Source organism: Streptomyces sp. PR69 (assembly GCF_026420845.1).
Taxonomy (GTDB): Bacteria; Actinomycetota; Actinomycetes; order Streptomycetales; family Streptomycetaceae; genus Streptomyces.
In genome coordinates, this window is the sequence record NZ_JAOWCB010000007.1 from 1 (window position 1) to 19,704 (window position 19,704).

The window sequence follows — 19,704 nt, forward strand, 5'->3', positions numbered from 1 at the left end:
GCGCGGCGCCTCGGAGGGCTCCGCCTCCCAACGCCCGGCGGCACCCGAGCCGGAGCCCGCCGGGGCGCAGACCCCTGAGGCGCAGACCCCTGAGGCGCAGGCCGCCGGGACGCAGGCCGCCGGGGCGCGGGCCTCCGAGCTGAAGCCCTCCGGCACCCAGCCGCCCGGCGCGCAGGCCAGCGGGGACCAGGCCGCCGGGGCGCAGGCCGGCGGGGCCCAAGCCGCTGAGACGGAGGCCGCTGAACCGCGGGCCGCCCGCGAGCCGCAGGCTTCCGGGGCCGAGGCCCCGGCCGCCCCGGCCGCGCCCCCGCGCACCCGGAGCGCCGACGCGCCCTGGCACCATGCGCGCCCCGCCTTCGACGAGACGTCAGCCGACGCTCCCGCCGCGGACGAGGCGGAAGCCGCCGACAAGGCGGCGACCGCGCACCCCGGGACCGGAGAGTCCCCCGGGACCGGAGAGTCCCCCGGGACCGGAGAGTCCCCCGGGACCGGAGAGTCCCCCGGGACCGGAGAGTCCCCCGGGACCGGAGAGTCCCCCGGGAACACTGACTCCCCCGGGACCACCGAGTCCGACACCCATACCCCCGACCCCCGGCCGACGACCGGGCCCGCCGACGGCGGGTCCGACGGCCGGCCGGACGAGACCGCCGGAGGCGACCCCGCGTGAACGACGCTCTCGACGTCGCCCTCCGGCTGCTCGTCGTCTTCGCCGTATTCCTGGTGTTCCCCCTGCTCATCGGGCAGACCGAACACAAGGTGATGGCCCATATGCAGGGCCGTGTGGGCCCCATGTACGCCGGCGGCTTCCACGGCTGGGCGCAGCTCGTCGCCGACGGTGTGAAGTTCGCGCAGAAGGAGGATGTGGTCCCGGCGGGCGCCGACCGCCGTATCTTCCAGCTCGCGCCCGCCGTCGCACTGCTGCCGTATCTCCTGGTGCTCGTCGCGATCCCGATCGGACCGGGCGAGGGAGCGGTCGGCCAGGTCATCGACGCGGGCATCTTCTTCGTCCTCGCCGTGATGGGCGTCGGGGTGCTCGGCTCGCTGATGGCGGGCTGGGCCTCGGCCAATAAGTTCTCCCTTCTCGGCGGTCTGCGCACCGCCGCCCAGCTGCTGGCGTACGAGCTGCCGATGCTGCTCGCCGCGGCCTCCGTGGCGATGGCGGCGGGCACGGTCTCGCTGGTCGGCATCCTGGACGCCTTCGAGTGGTGGTGGCTGCCGTGGCAGATCGTCGGCGCTCTGGTGTTCTTCGTCGCGGGCCTCGCCGAACTCCAGCGCCCGCCGTTCGACATGCCGGTCGCCGACTCCGAGATCATCTTCGGCGCCTACACCGAGTACACCGGGCTGCGTTTCGCGCTCTTCCTCCTCGCCGAGTACGCGGGCATCGTCATCCTGTGCGGTCTGACTGCCGTCCTGTTCCTCGGAGGCTGGCACGGTCCGTTCGGAGCCGACGGCCTGGGCTGGGTGTGGACCCTGCTCAAGACGGCCGTGCTCGCCTTCATCGTCATCTGGCTGCGGGTGAGCTACCCCCGGATGCGTGAGGACCAGCTGCAGAAGCTCGCCTGGACGACCCTCGTCCCGCTCGCCCTCGCCCAGATCGCCCTCACCGGCGTCGTGAAGGTGGTGATCCAGCAGTGACCGCGTCCCCCCGGCCGGCCCCGTCGGCCCAGCAGTCGCGTTCCCGCATCCCCGGCAGCGGCCTGGCCAAGGGCCTCGCCGTCACCCTCCGCACGATGACGCGGAAGTCCCACACGGCGCACTACCCGGACGCCCAGCCCGCGCTGCCGCCCCGTACACGCGGTGTGATCGGCCTGTTCGAGGAGAACTGCACGGTCTGCATGCTGTGCGCCCGCGAGTGCCCCGACTGGTGCATCTACATCGACTCCCACAAGGAGACGGTCCCCCCGGCGGCCCCCGGCGGCCGCGAGCGCAGCCGCAATGTGCTGGACCGCTTCGCGATCGACTTCTCCCTGTGCATGTACTGCGGCATCTGCATCGAGGTGTGTCCTTTCGACGCGCTGTTCTGGTCGCCGGAGTTCGAGTACGCGGAGACGGACATCCGTGAACTCACCCATGAGCGCGACAAGCTCCGTGAGTGGATGTGGACGGTGCCCGCGCCGCCCGCCCTCGACCCGAAGGCCGAGGAGCCCAAGGAGGTCGCCGCCGCCCGCAAGGCCGCGGAGAAGCTCGCCGCCGAGCAGCCTCCCGCCGAGGGAGGAGACGTATGACGCTCGCTGGTGCGCTCGCCCATGCGCCCGTCGCCGCGGCCGGGGACCAGGGCTTCCTCTCCCCGACCGGCGTCGAGATCGCCTTTCTTCTCGTCGGCCTCGCCACCTTCGGCGCGGCCGTCGTCACCGTCACCTCCAAGCAGCTGGTGCACGCCGCCCTCTGGCTGGTCGTGGCGCTCGGCGGCATCGCCGTCGAGTACCTGCTGCTGACCGCGGAGTTCATCGCCTGGGTACAGGTGCTGATCTACGTCGGTTCTGTCGTCGTCCTCCTTCTCTTCGGGCTGATGCTCACCAAGGCCCCCATCGGCCGCTCGCCGGACGCCGACTCCGGCAACCGCTGGGCCGCCCTCACCGTCGCCGTCGCCGCGGCGGCCGCCCTGGTCTGGGTGGTCGTCGACGCGTTCCGCACGACCTGGATCGACCTGGACGGACCGGCCCAGGGCTCCACCAGGGTGTCCGGCGAGATCATCTTCCGGCACTGGGTGCTGCCCTTCGAGGCGCTGTCCGTGCTGCTGCTCGCCGCCCTCGTCGGCGCGATCGTCCTGTCCCGCAGGAACGCCAAGGATCCCGAGGGGAAGAGCTGATGCACCTCGTCTATCCCGCCGTGCTGGCCGTCCTCCTCTTCTGCACCGGGCTGTACGGCGTGCTCGCCCGCCGCAACGCCATCCTTGTGCTGATGTCCGTCGAGCTGATGCTCAACGCCGTCAACCTCAACCTCGTGGCCTTCGACGTCTGGCTCCGCGACACCCTGCACGCGGGCCAGGCGCTCACCCTCTTCACCATCGCCATCGCCGCCGCCGAGATCGGCATCGGCCTGGCGATCGTCCTGATGGTCTACCGCAACCGCGGAACCTCCGACGTCGACAAGCTCCGGGACACCGCCGAGGGCCCGGGCGACAGCCCCGGAACCGTCCCCGCACCCGCCGCTGCGGCGCAGAAGGCCGAGGCCGCCGCGTGACCACGACCACCCTCGCCGTACTCGTCCCCCTCCTTCCCTTCCTCGGCGCCGCGGCCGGACTCCTCCTGGGCAAGGCCGCCCCCGGCTTCGTCCGCCCGCTCGCCGTACTGCCGACCCTCGGCGCGGCCGCGCTCGCGGTCGCCGTCGCCGTCCGCCAGGGCGGCGGCGCCCCGATCGACGCGGCCACCCAGCTCACCCCCACCGGCTCGGTCCCCATTGACCTCGCCCTGCACCTCGACGGCTTCGCCGTCCTCGTCGCCGTGCTGGTCGGGGTGGTCGCCACCTGCGTGCAGCTGTACTCCATGGGCTATCTGCGCGACGACCCGCGCTACCCCTCCTATGCGGCGCTCGTGTCCCTTTTCACCTCCGCGATGCTCCTCGTCGTCTACTCGGGCGACCTGATGGTGCTGCTGGTCGGCTGGGAGATCATGGGCATCTGCTCGTACTTCCTGGTCGGCCACTACTGGGAGACGCCCGAGGCCCGCGCCGCCTCCCTCAAGGCCTTCCTGGTCACCAAGCTCGGCGACGTGCCCTTCCTGATCGGCCTGTTCGCGCTGGCCGCGGACGCCGGCACCTTCCGCATCACCGGAGTCCTCGGCGCCGCCGCCACCGGCTCCCTCGACCACCCCACGCTGATCGCGCTGCTGCTCCTCGCGGGTGTGGCCGGCAAGTCGGCGCAGTTCCCGCTGCACACCTGGCTCCCTGACGCGATGGCGGGCCCCACCCCCGTCTCCGCGCTGATCCACGCGGCGACCATGGTCGCCGCCGGCGTCTACTTCATCGCCCGGCTCCTTCCGGTCTTCACCGCCTCCGCCGCGGCGCTCGTCGTCCTCGCCGTGATGGCCGCGGTCACGATGGTCGGCTCGGCGCTCGCCGCCCTCGCCCAGGACGACATCAAGCGCGTCCTCGCCTACTCGACCATCGGCCAGCTCGGCTATATGACCGGCGCCCTGGCCGTCGGCGACCGCGGCGCCGCCGTCTTCCACCTCCTGTCCCACGGAGCCTTCAAGGCCCTGCTCTTCCTCGCCGCCGGAGTCGTCATCCACGCCGCCGGCACCAACTCGCTGGCCGCGATGTCCCGGATGACCGGCCTCGCGGGGCGCATCCCCGACGCGTACTGGACGATGACCGTCGCCCTCCTCGCGCTCGCCGCCATCCCTCCCTTCGCCGGCTTCTTCTCCAAGGAAGCCGTCCTCGTCGCCGCCGAGCACTCGGCGCTCGGCGACACCGACCTCGCACCCTCCGCCGCGGGCTGGACCGTGCTGGTCGCCGGGCTGCTCACCGCCCTGCTCACCGCCGCGTACGCCACCCGGCTATGGCTGCTCGCCTTCCACGGCAGGGGCGTCGCAGCCCCCGACCACGGCAGGGAGCCCCTGGTCATGAACGGCGTGCTCTGGCTCCTGGCCGTCCCCTCCCTCGCCTTCGGTCTGACCGTCGGCACGATCGCCGGCTGGTTCGACGGCGACAGCCTCGCCCCCACCGTCACCACCGCCGTCCTCGGCACCGGCATCGCCGTCGGCGGCGGACTGATCACCTATGCCGCCTGGCGCTCGCTGCGCTACAAAGCGGCCACCGCCCCCATCCCCATGGACGCCGCCACCGCCCACCCCGACGCGTCCCCCGCCGCCGCGGAGGCCGAGGCCATCGCCGCCCACACCCCGCTCTACGGCAATGTCGCCGCCGCGGCAGACCCCGCCGACCCCGGCCGGGTCCTCCTCGGCCGGCTGCACCGCCACGCGGCCGTCGGCTTCCACCTCGACGCCGTCTACTCCACGCTCTTCGTACGCCCCGTCCGGGCGGCGGCGAAGCTGGTCGCCTTCCTCGACCGCGAGGTCGTCGACACCTATGTGCACGGCTCCGGCACCGGCGCGCGCTGGCTGGGCGCCGCCGTCCGCCGTGCCCAGACCGGCAATGTGCAGACCTATCTGAGCGTGCTGCTCGCCGGCTCCGTCGTCCTGGCGCTCGCCGCCGTCGTCCTGTCCAACGTCAACGCGGGGTCCTGAGCCGTGATCGATATCAGCGAGTCCGTGATGCAGTTCCTTCTCGCGTTCATCGTCGCCGGCCCGCTCCTCGGCGCGGCGGCCGCACTGCTGCCCGCGCCGCCCGGGCTGCGCGGCAAGAGCCCGGAGCAGGCCGTCCTGCGCCACGGCGTGACCGTGACCGGCGCGGTCCTGGTCGCCGCGCTCGTCCTGGCGCTGGGCTTCGACCACGACCAGCCGTCGAGGATGCAGGCCACGACCGACATCAGCTGGATCAGCGCGCTCGATGTGCGCATCCACCTCGGCGTCGACGGCATTTCTCTCCCCCTTCTGGTCATGACCGCGCTGCTGACCTTCCTCAGCGCGCTGTACAGCTACTTCAAGATGCCCTCGGGCCCCTCCCCGAAGGCCTTCGTCGCCCTGCTGCTCGTCCTCGAGTCCGGCACGCTCGCGACCTTCGCCGTCCTCGATCTGCTGCTGTTCTTCCTCGCGTTCGAGATGGTGCTCATCCCGATGTACTTCCTCATCGCCCGCTGGGGCGGCGAGGGCAGGCGGGCCGCCGCCTGGAAGTTCATCCTCTACACCCTGCTCGGCTCCATCGTCATGCTGCTCGGCCTGCTGCTCATCGGGCTGCAGACCGGCACCTTTGACATGGTGGCACTCGCCACTGACAACGGCCGCGGCATGACCGCATCCGTGCAGGTCATCGCCGTACTCGCGATCGGCCTTGGGCTTGCGGTGAAGACCCCGATGTGGCCGCTGCACACCTGGCTGCCCGACGCGCACACCGCAGCGCCGACCGTCGGCTCCGTACTCCTCGCCGGAGTGCTGCTGAAGATGGGAACGTACGGCTTCGTCCGCATCGTCCTGCCGATCGCCCCCGACGGCATGCAGACCTTCGCCCCCTACCTCGCCGCGTTCGCCGTCGCCGGCATCATCTACGGCTCCCTCGCCTGTCTCGACCTGGTCAGGAAGGGCACGGGCGGCGACCTCAAGCGGCTGATCGCCTACTCGTCCGTGGGCCATATGGGCTTCGTGCTCCTCGGCATCGCCACCATGACCCCGACCGGAGTCAACGGCGCGCTCTTCGCCAACATCGCCCACGGCCTGATCACCGGCCTGCTCTTCTTCCTCGTCGGAGCGCTCAAGGACCGCTACGGCACCGCCGACCTGGACACCCTCGCCGGAGCCGCCGGCGCCGCGCTCTACGGCCGCGCGCCCCGCCTCGGCGGGCTGCTCGCCTTCGCCGCCGTCGCCTCGCTCGGTCTGCCCGGCCTGGCCGGCTTCTGGGGCGAGATGCTCGCCATGTTCGGCGCCTTCGAACCGGCCGAGGGCCTCAGCCGCCCCGCGTACCTCACCTTCCTCGCGATCGCCGGCTTCGGCACCCTGCTCACCGCCGCATACCTCCTCGTCGTCGTACGCAGGGTGTGCATGGGAGTGCCACGGCCCGACGCCGAGCCGCTGGCGGACGTCCAGGCGTATGAACTCGCCGCCTGGACGCCGCTCGTCGCCCTCACCGTCCTCGCCGGCCTCTGGCCCGCCGTCCTGCTCGGCCTCACCGACCCGGCCGTGCAGCAGCTCCTCGCAGGAGGCCAGTCGTGATCGCAGCAGCCGACAGCGTCACCAGCCTCGTCCAGTCCGTCGACTGGCTCGCCATCGCGCCGCCGACCATCGCGGCCGTCGTCGGACTGCTGGTGCTGGTGGCCGACCTCTTCGTCTCCGAGCGCCGCAAATGGCTCCTGGGCGCCATGGCGGTCACCGGTCTCGCCGCCGCGATCGTCTCCCTCGCGCCGCTGCGCGCCGGAGACCGCGAGACGTTCTGCCTCACCACGGCGACCGACGCCTGCAGCTACACCGCCGACCACTTCACGCTGGCCATCCAGTTCCTGGTCCTCGGCGGCGCGCTGCTGACCGCGCTGCTCTCGCTGCACGAGACACGCGAGCGGCTGCCCGCGGGCGAGTTCTGGTTCCTGCTGCTCTCCTCCGCGGCCGGCGCGGCCCTGCTGCCCGCCTCCCGCGACCTCGCCACCCTGGTGGTGGCCCTGGAAGTGGCCTCGCTGCCCGCCTTCGCCCTCGTCGGCCTCAAGCGCGGCGACCGCCTCTCCAGCGAGTCGGCGCTGAAGTTCTTCCTGTCCTCGGTGACCGCGACCGCCGTGACGCTGCTCGGCGTCAGCTTCGTGTACGCGGCGACCGGCTCGCTCCATCTGACGCAGATCGCCGTCGAACTGGACGACGTCCCCGGGCAGCTCGGCACCCTCGCCAAGGCGGGCATCGCCCTCACCCTCGTCGGCTTCGCCTTCAAGACGGCCGCCGTGCCCTTCCACTTCTGGGTGCCCGACACCTATGTGGGCGCTCCGCTGCCCGTCGCCGCCTATCTGTCGGTCGTCGGGAAGGCCGTCGGCTTCTCCGGGCTCATCCTGGTGACCGTCATCGCCTTCCCCGCCTACGCCGACGTCTGGGGCCCGGCGATGGCGGTGCTCGCCGCGCTCACCATGACCGGGGGCAATGTCGCGGCGCTGCGCCAGCGGGCCGACCGCTCCTTCAGCGCCGTGCGGCTGCTGGCCTGGTCTTCCGTCGGACAGGCCGGGTACCTCCTTGTGCCCATCGCGGCCGCCGCCTACACCAGCGACGTCCAGATCGGCGCCACCGTCGCCTACGCCCTGATGTACGCGGTGGTGAACCTCGGCGCCTTCGCGGTCGCCGCCCTCGTGGCCCGTACGCACCCCCTCAACCGGATCTCCGACTACCGGGGGCTGTACGCGGACCGCCCGCTGACCGCCCTGGCGATGGGCTTCTTCCTGCTCTGCCTGGCCGGACTGCCCCCGGGGATCATCGGCCTCTTCGCCAAGGTGACCGTCTTCTCCTCGGCCGTCGACGCGGGCCTTGGCTGGCTGGCCGTCGTCATGGGCGTCAATGTGGTGATCGCCCTCTACTACTACCTCCAGTGGACCGCCGTCCTCTTCCGCGGAGCGGAAGAGCCGGAGGCCGCCGCCGGAGTGGAACCGGAAGCGGCGGGCGCAGAGGCGGGCGGCGTGGCCGTGCGTGCCGCCGCCGTCCCGGCGCCTCTCACGGCCGCCCTCGCCCTGACCGCCGCAGGCGGCGTCATCCTGTCCGGCTACCCCCAGCTGGTGCTCCGGTTCGCCGCGAACACCCTCTTCTAGCCTTCTTCCCGCCTTCGCTTCCAGCCCCCGCTTCCGGACCGCGGAGGGCCGTCACCCGGTCGGCCCAGCCCCGGTGCGGAGGCGCAAGGGAACCAGGGCCCCTCGCCTGGCGTTGACCAGAACAGAAGGGTCCACTGATGAGTGGAGCACCACCACGCAAAGGGTTCCCCTGCCGCACCACCTGGAGGGCGTACCGTGCACCGCCGGCACAACGGGCTGAAAACCGCCGTCCTCCTCGGGGGGATGTCGGCGCTCATCCTCCTCATCGGCAGCTTCTTCGGCCGTACGGGGCTGATCATCGCCCTCGTGGTGGCCCTCGGCACGAACGCGTACGCCTACTGGAACAGCGACAAGCTGGCGCTGCGGGCCATGCGCGCCCGCCCCGTCAGCGAGTTCGAGGCCCCCGCGCTGTACCGGATGGTGCGCGAGCTCTCCACCGCGGCCCGCCAGCCCATGCCCCGCCTCTACATCTCCCCGACGCAGGCCCCCAACGCCTTCGCCACCGGGCGCAACCCCCGCAACGCGGCCGTCTGCTGCACCGAAGGCATCCTGCGGATCCTCGACGAGCGTGAGCTGCGCGGGGTCATCGGCCATGAGCTGAGCCATGTCTACAACCGCGACATCCTGATCTCCTCAGTCGCCGGGGCCATGGCCTCCGTGGTGCTGTTCCTGGTGAACTTCGCCTGGCTGATCCCCATCGGCCGCTCGGACGACGACGAGGGACCGGGGCTGCTCGGCATGCTGCTGATCATGATCCTGGGGCCGCTGGCGGCCTCGATCATCCAGCTCGCCGTCAGCCGCTCGCGGGAGTACGAGGCCGACGCCTCGGGCGCCCAGCTGACCGGCGACCCGCTCGCGCTGGCCAGCGCGCTGCGCAAGCTGGAGGCGGGGACCAAACAGCTTCCGCTGCCGCCCGAGCCCCGGCTGGAGACCGCGAGTCATCTGATGATCGCCAACCCGTTCCGGCCCGGACAGGGCCTCTCCCGCATGTTCTCGACGCATCCGCCGATGGCGGAGCGCATCACCCGACTCGAGCAGATGGCAGGTCGCCGCCCATGAAGACAATCCTGAACGTCATCTGGCTGGTCCTGAGCGGCTTCTGGCTGTTCCTGGGATACCTCGCGGCGGGCGTCATCCTCTGCATCACGATCATCGGCATACCGTTCGGCGTGGCCGCCTTCCGGATCGGCGTCTACGCCCTGTGGCCGTTCGGCTATATGACCGTCGACCGGCGCGACGCGGGCGCGCCCTCCTGCATCGGAAACGTGCTGTGGCTGGTCCTCGCGGGCTGGTGGCTGGCCCTCGGCCATATCGTCACCGGGCTGCTGCTGTGTCTGACGATCATCGGAATCCCGCTGGGCATCGCCAACTTCAAGCTGCTGCCGGTCTCACTCATGCCGTTCGGCAAGGAAATCGTGCCCACGGACCGGCCTTTCGCGACCCGCTAGCCGACCGCGGCGCGCGGGGCCCGGCCCGATTGTCAGTGCCAGGGTCCACCATGAACACATGACCGAGACCGAGCAGTTGCTCAACCGGGCCGCCGCCCGCAGGCGCCCGCCGCCGCAGGTCACCGGCCGGGAGCGCGCCGGTGCCGCAGGGCGTACAGGGCAGCGCCCGCCGCGACCACCCCGGCCCCGGCGGCCACCGAGGCGGGCGGCAGCGCGAACGCCAGCACCAGACAGCCGAGGAGTCCGAGCGCCGCCGTCGCCCGGACCGGCAGCGAATTCAGCGTCCACGCCGAGGCATTGGCGATCGCGTAGTACACCAGCACCCCGAAGGAGGAGAAGCCGATAGCCCCGCGCAGGTCCGCGGTCGCCGCCACCGCGGCGACGACAGCCCCCACGGCCAACTCCGCGCGGTGCGGCACCTGAAAGCGCGGATGCACGGCGGCCAGCGGGCGCGGCAGATGCCCGTCCCGCGCCATGGCCAGCGTCGTCCGGGAGACCCCGAGAATCAGCGCGAGCAACGACCCCAGCGCGGCCACCGCGGCGCCCGTCCGCACCACGGGCGTCATCCACCCGGCGCCGGCGGCGCGCACCGCCTCCGCCAGCGGCGCCGCCGCCTGTCCCAGCTCCCCGGCGCCCAGCACGGAAAGGACCGAGACGGCGACCGCAGCGTAGACCGCCAGAGCGATGCCCAGCGCCAGCGGCACGGCGCGCGGAATCGTACGGGCCGGATCCCGCACCTCCTCGCCCAGCGTGGCGATCCGGGCGTACCCCGCGAAGGCGAAGAACAGCAGCCCCGCCGCCTGCAGCACCCCGCCGGCCGAGGCATCCGCCCCCACGTCCAGCCGGCCGAAGTCCACCGCGCCGGAAGCCGGCCCCGACCCCAGACAGACCGTCACGACCGCAGCGAGAACCGCCAGCACCACCGCCACGATCACCCGTGTCAGCCCGGCCGACTTCTGAACGCCCCCATAGTTCACGGCAGTCAGCGCGACCACGGCCCCGACCGCCACCGCGTGCGCCTGCCCGGGCCACACATACGCGCCCACCGTCAGGGCCATGGCCGCACACGACGCCGTCTTGCCGACGATGAACGCCCACCCCGCCAGATATCCCCAGAACGGGCCCAGCCGCTCCCGCCCGTACACATAGGCGCCGCCCGACGCCGGATAGCGGGCGGCCAGCCGCGCCGAGGACATCGCATTGCAGTACGCGACGGCGGCGGCCACCCCCAGCCCCAGCAGCAGCCCGGAACCGGCAGACCGGGCGGCCGGCCCCAGCGCGGCGAAGATGCCTGCGCCGACCATCGACCCCAGCCCGATCACGACCGCGTCGAAGACCCCGAGCGAACGGCGCAGCTCCTGTGTCATGGGACGCACCATACTGATCACCGCAACCGCCGGCGTTTGCCCTCGCGTCTTACGGGGCAGCTTCGGCAACCACGGCCATCGCGGCAGCACCGCACCGTGGAAACAGCGCAACACAGCATGAAAGGCAGGTTCACGGCATGAGCATCATCAGCTGGATCATTCTGGGGCTGCTCGCCGGAGCCATAGCCAAGTTCCTGCTTCCGGGCCGCGACCCGGGCGGGTTGATCGGGACCACCCTCATCGGCGTGGCCGGAGCGTTCATCGGCGGCTGGATCTCCGCGCGCTTTCTGGACCGGCCGATCGCCAACGAGTTCTACGACGGGGCGACTTGGGCGGCGGCCATCGGCGGCTCGCTGGTCCTGCTGATCGTCTACCGCGTCCTGTTCGGCCACTCACGCTCACGCTGACGCCGGCGGGCCGGGGCGACCACCCCGGCACATGCACCGCCCCCGGGGCCGATGACCGCCCGCTCTCAGGGGGAGAGCGTTCCGCTCATGCGGTGAGCGCCCTCAAGCGTCAGCAGCCGCTGCTTGCGCTCCAGCCCGGCCGCGTATCCCCGCAGCGCCCCGTCCGCGCCGATCACCCGGTGGCAGGGCCGTACCACCAGCAGCGGATTGCGTCCGATCGCCGTGCCCACCGCCCGTACACCCGCGCCGGACACCCCCACGCGCCCGGCGACCTCGCCATAGGTGACGGTCTGCCCATAGGGGATCTTGTCGAGCACCTGCCAGACACGCCGCTGGAAGTCCGTGCCGCCGCCCGCGTACGGGAGGTCGAAGCGGGTCAGCGTTCCGTCGAAGTACGCCCGCAGCTGGGCGGCGATCTCCTCGAAGGCCCCCGGCGCGCGGCGCCAGCCGTCCTGGACGGCCGGGGCGCCCTTCTGCCCCGGCAGGGAGACCGAGACCAGCGCCGTACGGCCGTCCACGGCCTCCTCGCCGACGAGCAGCATCTCGCCCAGCGGGCCGTCCTCCCACGCGTAGACCGTCATGACTGCCACCTTCCGCGCCGCCTTCCCCGTCGAGCTCCCGTCCGGCGGAGGCCCTGCCCCGCCCGGCCCCACCCTGTCTCCTCTTCGAGTCTGCGCCAGGCGGGGCCCGCAGGCTGGCGGCTTTGCGACGTCGAGCCTGCCCTGCCCGGCAAGGAGGGCAGGCATGAACGCCGGTCCGCCCGGCTCAGCGGTAGTTCACAAACTGCAGCGCGAAGTCGAAGTCCTGCTGCTTCAGCAGCACGATCACGGTCTGCAGATCGTCGCGGCTCTTGGAGCTGACCCGCAGCTCATCGCCCTGCACCTGGGCCTTGACGCCCTTGGGGCCCTCGTCACGGATGATCTTCGCGACCTTCTTGGCGTTCTCCTGGGAGATGCCCTCCTTGATCGAGGCGAACAGCTTGTACTCCTTGCCCGACAGCTGCGGCTCGCCCGCGTCCAGCGCCTTCAGCGAGATGCCGCGCTTGACCAGCTTGGACTGGAAGATGTCGAGGATGGCCTTGACCCGCTCCTCGCCGCTCGCCTGCATCAGGATCTTCTCGCCGGACCACGCGATCGAGGCGTTGGTGCCCTTGAAGTCGTAGCGCTGCGAGATCTCCTTCGACGCCTGGTTGAGCGCGTTGTCGACCTCCTGCCGCTCGACCTTCGAGACGATGTCGAAACTGGAGTCGGCCATGTCCTGTGGCTCCTTGTATAGGGGTGCGTGGAGACGCGGCCGGAAAGCCCGGCCGGCACGGCCCAGCCTAGCCATCCGCGCCCACGCGGACGGCTGATCAATCCGGTGGCGAAGCACCCCTGTGCATCAGGTATCGTTTACGTCGTTGCCAGGGAGCACCGCCCACAGCGGGGCCTCTTTCGGCGGCATCCCATGGCGGTGTGCCCGAGTGGCCAATGGGAGCGGACTGTAAATCCGTCGGCTTAGCCTACCCAGGTTCGAATCCTGGCGCCGCCACGCCAAAGAAGCGGCCCCTGATCAGCAGGAATGCTGATCAGGGGCCGCTTCTGCGTGCCCACTCGAAATGCGAGACTGCCTCGCCGTGTCTCAGTGCGTCACGCCATCTACCAGCTTCTCTGGACGTACTGTGGACGGGATTCCCAGCACGTGCCTGCGCTTACGGCCAGGGTCGGGCTCAGGGCATCGCGCCGTCGCCCCCGCGGTGCTCGTTGAGCCGCGCGGAGATCTTGGCGTTGGCCGCCTCGTCGCCGCCCTTCAGGAATTTTGCGTACACCCGGAAGAGCACAGCCGTGCTGTGGCCCGCGCGCTGGGCGACAAGCTGAGGCTCCACCCCGGAGCTGAGCCAGGTGGACACCGCTGCGTGACGAAGATCATAAGGACGCTTGGCCAGCTTGGTTTCCTGCTCGGCGGGGGAGAGGACGTCCTCTCGGGCCTGTGCCCAGACCTCCCCGTACCCGCTCTCTTGCACCATGCCGCCACGAGCCGTACGGAAGAGTCGGCCATCGTCGGCGGCGCCGTACAGCGTGACGTGCCAGCGGAGCATAGCCACCAGCTCCGGTGGTATCGGCACGTGGCGGACGGTTCTCCGGGCCCGGTGCTTGAGCCCCCGGCGGTCGTGGGCCTCGCCCGTGTCCGTCCAGGAACTCCCGGAGCGGGCCCGGCTTTCCCGGAGCCGGATCACGCCCCACCCGCGGCGAGGAAGCTCGCAGTCCTGGAGCCGCAGCCCCACCAACTCACCGGGACGGGCAGCCGAGTAGTAGATGCACCCGAAGAACGCCTCCAGATGCTTGCCGCGATTGCCCCGCTTCCGTACGGAGGCGAGGAGCGCGGCGGCTTGAACGGGGTTCGGGACGGCTTCCGGGTCCACCTCCTCCTCCACCTTCTCCGGAGCCTTCCAGCGGATCGACGGGAGTGGGTTCTCCGTGAGGAGCTCTGCGTCTACGGCGAAGCTGAGCGCCTGATGGAAGATGGCCCGCTTCCGGGCAATGACCGGCCCGGAGGACGTCTTGTTGTCGAGCCGCCGGGAGCACGCGTCCAGGGCCTTCCGTACGAGCATCCGATCTGACAGGGCGGACGTGGGGACGGACTTGCGCTCGACCCAGGCGAGCATCGCGGCCACGTCGGCTGACGGCTCCTCCTTCCACCGGTTCACGTTGAAGCCCCAGGTGTAGAGCGCACGCCGCACCGCCTTGCGGTCCGCCATGCCCTTGGTGTCTCTCACCAGGGCGAGGGTCACTGTCGCCATGGCCTCGGCGAGGTTCCGCCGCGTGGACGCGGGGGAGTGGCCCCACTTCATCTCCACGTAGTTCCGGGCGTGCTGGTACCAGGAGATGTCTTTCGCCTTCTGGACCATCGACTTCGGCAGGCCAGTGTCGACGTCCCACGGTTCACCGTCGCGGGCTGCCGTGATGAACTGCGCGCGGCGGCTCTCGGCGAGGCCGAGTGTCAGGAAGGATTCAGAGTGCGGCCGGGTGCCCACCTGCCACCGCAGTTGGTACGGCTTGTGGTACGGCCGCTTGCGGATGCTCCAGATCCGTACGGTGTAGCTCCACTCGGTCACACGGTCTCCAGTTCGTTGAGGAAGGCGTCCAGGGAGCTGCGGCGAATACGCAGGTGCCCGTTGGGAAGGCGCTTGACCTCCGGGCCGTAGCCGCGATTGCGCCAGCGGTACCAGGTCGCGCGGGTGATGCCGATCTCCTCCAGGACCTCCGTCAGCGGTAGCCACTCGTCGGTCGGCGGCCGACGGCGGCGGACGGTTGACGTCATCGGACGGCCTCCCTCTGGGGCGCTGAGGGGCGGGCGGCTGCCGCAGAAACCGCAGAATCCGCAGAAACCTGTGGATCTGGGGTCTGACCTGCGGTGTTGGTTGGGTGGGGGTGGTCGCCGCAGAAATCGCGGGAATCTCCGCAGAAATAGGCGGGGCTTGGTCGGGCCGCAGGCCGTCGGCGTGTGGCGGGGATTTCTGCGGTGGTTTCGCGGGTTTTTGCGGCTGGCGGGGCGGGCGGGTGTTGTCGCAGGTCAGTGCCGGTCGTCGGGGGTTTTTGCGGATTTGGCGGTTTGTGCGGCGGGGGCTGGGTGTGGGGGAGGCGGCGGGGGCTCATGTGTGTGCCTCCCGGATGGCGGGGTGGATGAGGTAGCGGGGGGCTGGGGGCCGTCCGCGTTTGCCGGTCCTGGGGGGTGTCTCGGTGCGGAGGTAGCCGTGTTCCTCCAGCAGTGCGATGACTGGCTCCAGGTCGGCGACGGTGGGGAACTCGGTTCGGGAGAGCTTGGCGAACAGGTCGCGTCGGGTGACGCTCTCCCACCGGTTGTCTTCCAGGACCGACAGCAGGGTGCGGGCGCGTGCGAGGGTGGCGTCCGCGCCCATCAGGTCGAACACCGTCAGGGCGTGGGTGGTGAAGTAGTCGCCCAGTGCGATGGCGGCGTTCATGGTGTCGGCGGTGATGGGGCGGGTGTAGGCGGTTTCGAGGTGCTGGGCGAGGTGGAGCAGTCCGGCGATGCGGGCGGTGGCTCCGACGAGCTTGCTGGCCCACTTGGTGATGTGGCCCAGGCGTCCGCCGCGGGCCCGGAGCTGCGGCTCGATGCGCTGGTCATAGTCGCTGAGGGCGTCCTCGGCTTCGGGGGTGAGCCGGAGTACGGCGGGGTCGGTCCACTCGGCCAGGGTGAGGGTGAGTGTGGTGACGGTGCGCTCGTAGCGTTCGGCGACGTGGTCGGGCACGGGTGCGGGGTTGGGTTTGCGATAGCCGACCAAGGAGGCGGGCAGTGCGTAGAGGAAGCGGGCGAGCAGACCGCGTCCGTCGAAGCCGCGGTTCTTGCCGATGTCTTCCAGGACGTCGGGCTGCACTGCAAGGCCCATGGTCAGGGCGGGGGCTTCGATGTTCTCGGCGCGGGTGCGCCGGTCCACGCGCAGCCAGTCCCCGGCGTGACCTTTGAGGAAGACCTCCATGTTGGGGGTGCCGGAGTAGCGTCCGGCGATGATGTCGAAGATGCCGCCTTCTGGGGACAGCACGGCAAGGCGTCCGCCCTGCTCGCTCATCAGGGTGGTGACCGTCTCGGGGGTGGAGTCGTCGGCCAGCAGCCTGGGGGAGACGGGGATGTCCAGGCTGTCGGCGGCCTGGGCGAGCGCGACGGCCTCCGCGGTCAGACCGTCTCGCTCCGGCCCGTCGGCCTTGGCTGCCTGGGCGGCGGCTTTGTCCGCCGCCTCGCGGGCCACCTTGGCGGTCACCTCGGCCTCGGCGATGCGCCCGGCCGTCTGGGAGACGAGCAGTTTCTCCGCGGCGTGCAGGGGAGCGGTCATGGCGGCGAAGACGGCGGACTTGCGGTTGCCCGGCGGCAGGGCGACGACGATGAACAGGTTCATCGGCTCGCGCCACCGGCCGCGCAGCTGGACGATGGCCCGTCCGCCGGCCGCCGTGGCCAGCACCGCCAGCGACAGTGCTCCGGCGAGGTCGGGCGGGGTCTGGGTCTCCTCCGCGACGGCGTCGACGAACTCCCGCAGCCAGACGGGCAGTACCTGGGTGGGAAAGGTCGGGAGTTGGGGGTGGTGGCTGAGCGGGATCGGCTCCGCCCAGCCCGCGCCGACCGTTTGCGCACCCAGAGCGAGGGCGTCGCGCAGGTCCTCTTCGGTGGCGTCGGGCGACATGCCTGCCTGGACGATGCGTGTGCCCGCTTCGATGCTGCGGCGCCGCCGCGCGAGGCCGTGCACGATCTCGGCGTAGTAGGCGGCGTTCGCGGTGGAGGGCACGGCCTGCACCAGGGTGTGCAGGTACGGTTTGCCGCCCGCGCGGGTCAGTTCCCCGGTTTGGTCCAGGTGGTGGCCGAGGGTGATCGGGTCTACCGGGCGGCCCTGGGCGTGCAGGGCGAGGACGGCCCGGTGGATCGTCTCGTGAGCCGGAAGGTAGTGGTCAGCGGGGTCCATCAGGTCGCTGACCTCGGCGATGACGTCGGGGGCGAGCATCAGTGCCCCGACGACTGCCTGTTCCGCTTCCTGGTCATGCGGCGACACATGCTCCACACCGGAGACGACGTCGCCGTGTAGCGGCACCACGGTGCCGCACTCCTCCCATACGGGATCAGATGGCATGCTGGGAGTTCTCCTGTTTCTTTCGAAGGGACGGAGAGCTGGGGCGGTCGCGGTCTTTGGAGAGAGGCGACCGCCCCAGGCGTAGCTACTGCTGGGTGGCCCAGTGGGCGTACTGCTGGCGGACATAGCCGCGCGGGTCGCTGCCGGTGTCGGCCGCGTCCAGGTTCATCAGCCGGTGTGCGGCTTCAACGGCGGCCTCGCCCGCGTCGCCAGGGGCGTGGTGGGTTTCGTCGGCGAGGGCGATGCGGTCGAGGACCGCGGCCTTGCGGAGCCAGAACTCGCGGCCGAGCAGTGCGTAGGTCGGGCGGCCAAGTTCCTGCTCGGCAGCCCACCCCATCTCCGCGGCGATGCTCGGGGCGAGCGCGTACGCCTCCGCGGGCGACGGCCACACGGTCGGGTCCGGGGTGCTGTCCTTGCCGGTGCGGTGGTCGGCGGTGAGGTAGAGACGGGCGCGCTGGGCGTCGCGGGTGGGGTACTGGCGTACCGGGCCGGTGGCGAACGCTTCTGCGAGGGAGGTGGTGATGGTGTCGGTGTCGGCGGGGTCGCAGATGATGCGGATCTCGAACACGGGTGTCCTCTCGGTTCGGCTCAGAAGGGCGGTTCGTTGCTGTCGCCGTCGGTGGCCCACGGGTCGCGGGCACGGCGACGCCGTCGGAGCCAACGGGGCAGGCGCGGCAGGGGCAGCAGGAGCCAGCGGCGGGTTTCGTTCCAGCAGTCGCAGGGCTCCCAGTCGGTGCCCACGTACTCGCCGGTGTCGTAGTCGCCGTAATGGTGCTCAATGCCGCCGATGCCGTCGCAGTGCTGGCAGTAGGGGCGGGGTGTGTCGGTCAGGATCAGTGCCGGGCGGGGCCATGTGGCCAGCTGGATGCGCAGCCGGGGCAGAGTGCGGCGGTTCACGCGACGTCCTCCTGTGCGGCAGCGGTGGTGGTGTCGGTCATGTCGTCGAGCTGGAGCAGCAGATCGCCGAGCCGCCGCCGGGTGATGTCGCGGCTGTAGGTCTCGGGCAAACCGTCGTTGTCCCAGCGCAGTTCGACCGTGACGATCTCGTTGGGGTCGATGTCCATGTCAGTGCTCCTTGGCGATGTGGGCGGCGGGGAGTTCGGGCAGTCCCGCGCGTTCCAGAGCGGCGGGGTCGAAGCCGGGCAGAGCGGCGCGGGTGACGAGTGCCTGCGCGAGCTGTTCGGGGTCGGCGGCGAGGTTGCCGACCACGGTGATGGGGGTTTCTCCCACGGGCATGGGGATCACTCGCTTTCGGTGTGGATGCGGGCGTTGAGCCGCTGTGCGGCGGCGTGCAGCTTGGTGTCCAGGACGGCGGGCGGGGCGGTGGTGAAGGCGTGCAGGGCGACGGCGGCGGCAATGATGACGTCACACAGTTCGTCGGCCACGTCCGCTGTGGTGTGGGTGGTGCCCTTGCGGGGGTTCTGGCCGGTCATGCCGATGTATGCGGCGGCGGCTTCGCCAGCTTCCTCGGTCACCTTCATCAACCGCATCGCCCTCTCGTGCTCGCCGGTGCCGTTCGTGGCGTTCAGGGCGGCGGTGATGCTGGCCGTGACGGGCCACAGGAGTGCGCTCATGCGGACTTCCTTCGACTGGTTGGGCGGGCCAGGCGCAGGGTGATGCCGCCGATTCCGAGGGGCCCGGCAGACGCGGCAATGAGTGCGGCGGTGCGGGCGGCGAACTCGAACAGGGCGAGTGCGGCGGCGATCAGGCCCATGACTCCGGCGGCGCCTGCGAGACCGATGGCGAGGTAGTAGAGGTGGTTGCGGCGGCTGGTGCGGGGAACGGGGACGGGCTGCACGATGACGATGGGCTGGCTGGTCGCCGTGGAGCTGCGGTAGGTGTCGGCGGGGATATGGGGGGCGAGGATGCCGGGGGTGTCCGGCGGGTGGTTGCGGTGCACGACGGTGCCCCTCTCACAGGTCGGGGATGGCGTTGATGACGGCGGCAGTGAGCTGGTTGATGGGTGTGGCTGCTCCGGTGGAGGCGAGGAAGAAGCCGAACCCGGCGGCGATGAAGGCTGCGCCGTAGCTGAGGGAGTGGGAGCGGAGCAGGAAGAACAGGACCAGTCCGAAGAGCAGGACCAGGGAGACGGTCACGGCCATGCCGGGGCTCCTTCACAGACGGCGGGCGGGGTTGCGGGAGTCGGGTCGATGGTGGGGGTGGTGTGGGCGGCGGTGATGCCGAGGAGCAGGCCGAGGGCGGCGAGGGCGAGGAGGCGGCGGGTCATCGGCTGCCTGCGCGGTAGGTGCGGGCCCACAGGTTCCACAGGTGACGGCCGGCGCGTATGCGGATGCCGTGGCCGTCGCAGCGGCGGCAGTGCTTGCCGCGCTTGGGCCGTCCTTTGCGGTCGTGTTTGAGGGCGAAGCCGAGGCCGTCGCACTTGCGGCAGCGGCCGAACGGCGAGGCAGCACACACACCGATGTAACAGAGTGTGACGGCTGTGAGGAGGGTGCAAGCGAGCGCGGGCAGGCTCATCAAGGGGCTCCCTGGCGGGGTTTGGGGTGTTTTCGCAGGTGGGTCGCTGTCTGCTAGCGGGCTGATCAGG

General features: G+C 71.0%; 25 protein-coding genes, 1 tRNA gene and 1 pseudogene. 12 read left to right on the forward strand and 15 right to left on the reverse strand.

From position 1 onward, the window contains the following. The 10 genes and pseudogenes from OF819_RS08735 to OF819_RS08780 all read left to right on the forward strand — a co-directional run. Positions 1-667: pseudogene (locus OF819_RS08735) on the forward strand (hypothetical protein); the annotation flags it as partial. Beyond that, positions 664-1,635 (forward strand): complex I subunit 1/NuoH family protein, encoded by a 972-nt coding sequence (locus tag OF819_RS08740; protein WP_267242832.1) that lies wholly within the window; start codon positions 664-666, stop codon positions 1,633-1,635. The pseudogene OF819_RS08735 and the gene OF819_RS08740, both read left to right, overlap by 4 nt. A gap of 95 nt (positions 1,636-1,730) precedes the next feature. Continuing rightward, positions 1,731-2,225: a 4Fe-4S binding protein gene (locus tag OF819_RS08745; protein ID WP_267243047.1), complete on the forward strand. Its 495-nt coding sequence runs from the start codon at positions 1,731-1,733 to the stop codon at positions 2,223-2,225. Next, a complete protein-coding gene (locus tag OF819_RS08750) occupies positions 2,222-2,809 on the forward strand; it encodes an NADH-quinone oxidoreductase subunit J (RefSeq protein ID WP_267242833.1) in 588 nt (195 codons plus the stop codon). The genes OF819_RS08745 and OF819_RS08750 overlap by 4 nt, the downstream gene beginning before the upstream one ends. Continuing rightward, positions 2,809-3,183, forward strand: coding sequence for an NADH-quinone oxidoreductase subunit NuoK (gene nuoK, locus OF819_RS08755; protein ID WP_267242834.1), 375 nt, complete (start codon positions 2,809-2,811; stop codon positions 3,181-3,183). The genes OF819_RS08750 and nuoK overlap by 1 nt, the downstream gene beginning before the upstream one ends. After that, complete coding sequence (locus OF819_RS08760; RefSeq protein WP_267242835.1) at positions 3,180-5,186, forward strand: NADH-quinone oxidoreductase subunit L; 2,007 nt, start codon at positions 3,180-3,182, stop codon at positions 5,184-5,186. Before nuoK ends, OF819_RS08760 begins: the two co-directional genes overlap by 4 nt. Positions 5,187-5,189: 3 nt before the next feature. After that, a complete protein-coding gene (locus OF819_RS08765) occupies positions 5,190-6,764 on the forward strand; it encodes a complex I subunit 4 family protein (RefSeq protein ID WP_267242836.1) in 1,575 nt (524 codons plus the stop codon). Further along, the gene (locus OF819_RS08770) at positions 6,761-8,323 is read left to right on the forward strand and encodes an NADH-quinone oxidoreductase subunit N (protein ID WP_267242837.1); all 1,563 of its coding nucleotides are present in this window, start codon (positions 6,761-6,763) and stop codon (positions 8,321-8,323) included. Before OF819_RS08765 ends, OF819_RS08770 begins: the two co-directional genes overlap by 4 nt. Before the next feature lie 195 nt (positions 8,324-8,518). Further along, the gene (gene htpX, locus OF819_RS08775; RefSeq protein WP_267242838.1) at positions 8,519-9,382 is read left to right on the forward strand and encodes a zinc metalloprotease HtpX; all 864 of its coding nucleotides are present in this window, start codon (positions 8,519-8,521) and stop codon (positions 9,380-9,382) included. Beyond that, positions 9,379-9,771: a YccF domain-containing protein gene (locus tag OF819_RS08780; protein WP_267242839.1), complete on the forward strand. Its 393-nt coding sequence runs from the start codon at positions 9,379-9,381 to the stop codon at positions 9,769-9,771. Before htpX ends, OF819_RS08780 begins: the two co-directional genes overlap by 4 nt. A gap of 119 nt (positions 9,772-9,890) precedes the next feature. Here OF819_RS08780 and OF819_RS08785 read toward each other — a convergent pair whose 3' ends face one another. Continuing rightward, positions 9,891-11,138, reverse strand: coding sequence for an APC family permease (locus tag OF819_RS08785; protein WP_267242840.1), 1,248 nt, complete (start codon positions 11,136-11,138; stop codon positions 9,891-9,893). A gap of 137 nt (positions 11,139-11,275) precedes the next feature. Between OF819_RS08785 and OF819_RS08790 the strand changes: the two genes are divergently transcribed. Beyond that, a complete protein-coding gene (locus OF819_RS08790) occupies positions 11,276-11,545 on the forward strand; it encodes a GlsB/YeaQ/YmgE family stress response membrane protein (protein ID WP_267242841.1) in 270 nt (89 codons plus the stop codon). 65 nt (positions 11,546-11,610) lie between these two features. On the opposite strand, the gene OF819_RS08795 is transcribed toward OF819_RS08790, so the two are convergent. Both OF819_RS08795 and OF819_RS08800 read right to left on the reverse strand, forming a co-directional pair. Continuing rightward, complete coding sequence (locus OF819_RS08795; RefSeq protein WP_267242842.1) at positions 11,611-12,126, reverse strand: methylated-DNA--[protein]-cysteine S-methyltransferase; 516 nt, start codon at positions 12,124-12,126, stop codon at positions 11,611-11,613. A gap of 184 nt (positions 12,127-12,310) precedes the next feature. After that, positions 12,311-12,799 carry a YajQ family cyclic di-GMP-binding protein gene (locus OF819_RS08800; RefSeq protein WP_267242843.1) on the reverse strand — a complete coding sequence of 163 codons (489 nt, stop codon included), beginning with the start codon at positions 12,797-12,799 and terminating at the stop codon, positions 12,311-12,313. Between the two features lie 194 nt (positions 12,800-12,993). On the opposite strand from OF819_RS08800, the gene OF819_RS08805 reads away from it, so the two are divergent. Next, positions 12,994-13,075 (forward strand) — tRNA-Tyr (locus OF819_RS08805). 178 nt (positions 13,076-13,253) lie between these two features. Here OF819_RS08805 and OF819_RS08810 read toward each other — a convergent pair. The 12 genes from OF819_RS08810 to OF819_RS08870 all read right to left on the reverse strand — a co-directional run bounded on the left by OF819_RS08810 (position 13,254) and on the right by OF819_RS08870 (position 19,634). Next, entirely contained in the window at positions 13,254-14,639 is a 1,386-nt protein-coding gene (locus OF819_RS08810) for a tyrosine-type recombinase/integrase (protein WP_267242844.1), read from the reverse strand. Then, positions 14,636-14,845, reverse strand: coding sequence for a helix-turn-helix transcriptional regulator (locus OF819_RS08815; RefSeq protein ID WP_267242845.1), 210 nt, complete (start codon positions 14,843-14,845; stop codon positions 14,636-14,638). The genes OF819_RS08810 and OF819_RS08815 overlap by 4 nt, the downstream gene beginning before the upstream one ends. Before the next feature lie 331 nt (positions 14,846-15,176). Further along, complete coding sequence (locus OF819_RS08820; RefSeq protein WP_323748910.1) at positions 15,177-17,159, reverse strand: DUF3987 domain-containing protein; 1,983 nt, start codon at positions 17,157-17,159, stop codon at positions 15,177-15,179. An 85-nt stretch (positions 17,160-17,244) separates the two neighbouring features. After that, positions 17,245-17,727 carry a hypothetical protein gene (locus OF819_RS08830; protein ID WP_267242846.1) on the reverse strand — a complete coding sequence of 161 codons (483 nt, stop codon included), beginning with the start codon at positions 17,725-17,727 and terminating at the stop codon, positions 17,245-17,247. 20 nt (positions 17,728-17,747) lie between these two features. After that, the gene (locus OF819_RS08835; RefSeq protein WP_267243049.1) at positions 17,748-18,041 is read right to left on the reverse strand and encodes a hypothetical protein; all 294 of its coding nucleotides are present in this window, start codon (positions 18,039-18,041) and stop codon (positions 17,748-17,750) included. Positions 18,042-18,052: 11 nt separating this feature from the next. Next, positions 18,053-18,223 carry a hypothetical protein gene (locus tag OF819_RS08840; protein ID WP_267242847.1) on the reverse strand — a complete coding sequence of 57 codons (171 nt, stop codon included), beginning with the start codon at positions 18,221-18,223 and terminating at the stop codon, positions 18,053-18,055. A gap of 1 nt (position 18,224) precedes the next feature. Beyond that, entirely contained in the window at positions 18,225-18,389 is a 165-nt protein-coding gene (locus OF819_RS08845; RefSeq protein WP_267242848.1) for a hypothetical protein, read from the reverse strand. Positions 18,390-18,400: 11 nt separating this feature from the next. Beyond that, complete coding sequence (locus tag OF819_RS08850; RefSeq protein ID WP_267242849.1) at positions 18,401-18,733, reverse strand: hypothetical protein; 333 nt, start codon at positions 18,731-18,733, stop codon at positions 18,401-18,403. Further along, a complete protein-coding gene (locus OF819_RS08855) occupies positions 18,730-19,059 on the reverse strand; it encodes a hypothetical protein (protein WP_267242850.1) in 330 nt (109 codons plus the stop codon). The genes OF819_RS08850 and OF819_RS08855 overlap by 4 nt, the downstream gene beginning before the upstream one ends. A gap of 13 nt (positions 19,060-19,072) precedes the next feature. Further along, positions 19,073-19,261 carry a hypothetical protein gene (locus OF819_RS08860; protein WP_267242851.1) on the reverse strand — a complete coding sequence of 63 codons (189 nt, stop codon included), beginning with the start codon at positions 19,259-19,261 and terminating at the stop codon, positions 19,073-19,075. Then, the gene (locus tag OF819_RS08865) at positions 19,252-19,386 is read right to left on the reverse strand and encodes a hypothetical protein (protein WP_267242852.1); all 135 of its coding nucleotides are present in this window, start codon (positions 19,384-19,386) and stop codon (positions 19,252-19,254) included. Before OF819_RS08865 ends, OF819_RS08860 begins: the two co-directional genes overlap by 10 nt. Further along, complete coding sequence (locus OF819_RS08870; RefSeq protein ID WP_267242853.1) at positions 19,383-19,634, reverse strand: hypothetical protein; 252 nt, start codon at positions 19,632-19,634, stop codon at positions 19,383-19,385. Before OF819_RS08870 ends, OF819_RS08865 begins: the two co-directional genes overlap by 4 nt. Positions 19,635-19,704: the final 70 nt, after the last annotated feature.

Excerpts from the sequence above, each read along its gene's own strand:
- OF819_RS08745 (WP_267243047.1), top strand. The coding sequence starts at position 1,731 with ATGACGCGGAAGTCCCACACGGCGCACTACCCGGACGCCCAGCCCGCG.
- OF819_RS08750 (WP_267242833.1), top strand. The coding sequence starts at position 2,222 with ATGACGCTCGCTGGTGCGCTCGCCCATGCGCCCGTCGCCGCGGCCGGG.
- nuoK (WP_267242834.1), top strand. The coding sequence starts at position 2,809 with ATGCACCTCGTCTATCCCGCCGTGCTGGCCGTCCTCCTCTTCTGCACC.
- OF819_RS08780 (WP_267242839.1), top strand. The coding sequence starts at position 9,379 with ATGAAGACAATCCTGAACGTCATCTGGCTGGTCCTGAGCGGCTTCTGG.
- OF819_RS08785 (WP_267242840.1), bottom strand. The coding sequence starts at position 11,138 with ATGACACAGGAGCTGCGCCGTTCGCTCGGGGTCTTCGACGCGGTCGTG.
- OF819_RS08790 (WP_267242841.1), top strand. The coding sequence starts at position 11,276 with ATGAGCATCATCAGCTGGATCATTCTGGGGCTGCTCGCCGGAGCCATA.
- OF819_RS08795 (WP_267242842.1), bottom strand. The coding sequence starts at position 12,126 with ATGACGGTCTACGCGTGGGAGGACGGCCCGCTGGGCGAGATGCTGCTC.
- OF819_RS08800 (WP_267242843.1), bottom strand. The coding sequence starts at position 12,799 with ATGGCCGACTCCAGTTTCGACATCGTCTCGAAGGTCGAGCGGCAGGAG.
- OF819_RS08815 (WP_267242845.1), bottom strand. The coding sequence starts at position 14,845 with ATGACGTCAACCGTCCGCCGCCGTCGGCCGCCGACCGACGAGTGGCTA.
- OF819_RS08820 (WP_323748910.1), bottom strand. The coding sequence starts at position 17,159 with ATGCCATCTGATCCCGTATGGGAGGAGTGCGGCACCGTGGTGCCGCTA.
- OF819_RS08840 (WP_267242847.1), bottom strand. The coding sequence starts at position 18,223 with ATGGACATCGACCCCAACGAGATCGTCACGGTCGAACTGCGCTGGGAC.
- OF819_RS08850 (WP_267242849.1), bottom strand. The coding sequence starts at position 18,733 with ATGAGCGCACTCCTGTGGCCCGTCACGGCCAGCATCACCGCCGCCCTG.
- OF819_RS08860 (WP_267242851.1), bottom strand. The coding sequence starts at position 19,261 with ATGGCCGTGACCGTCTCCCTGGTCCTGCTCTTCGGACTGGTCCTGTTC.
- OF819_RS08865 (WP_267242852.1), bottom strand. The coding sequence starts at position 19,386 with ATGACCCGCCGCCTCCTCGCCCTCGCCGCCCTCGGCCTGCTCCTCGGC.
- OF819_RS08870 (WP_267242853.1), bottom strand. The coding sequence starts at position 19,634 with ATGAGCCTGCCCGCGCTCGCTTGCACCCTCCTCACAGCCGTCACACTC.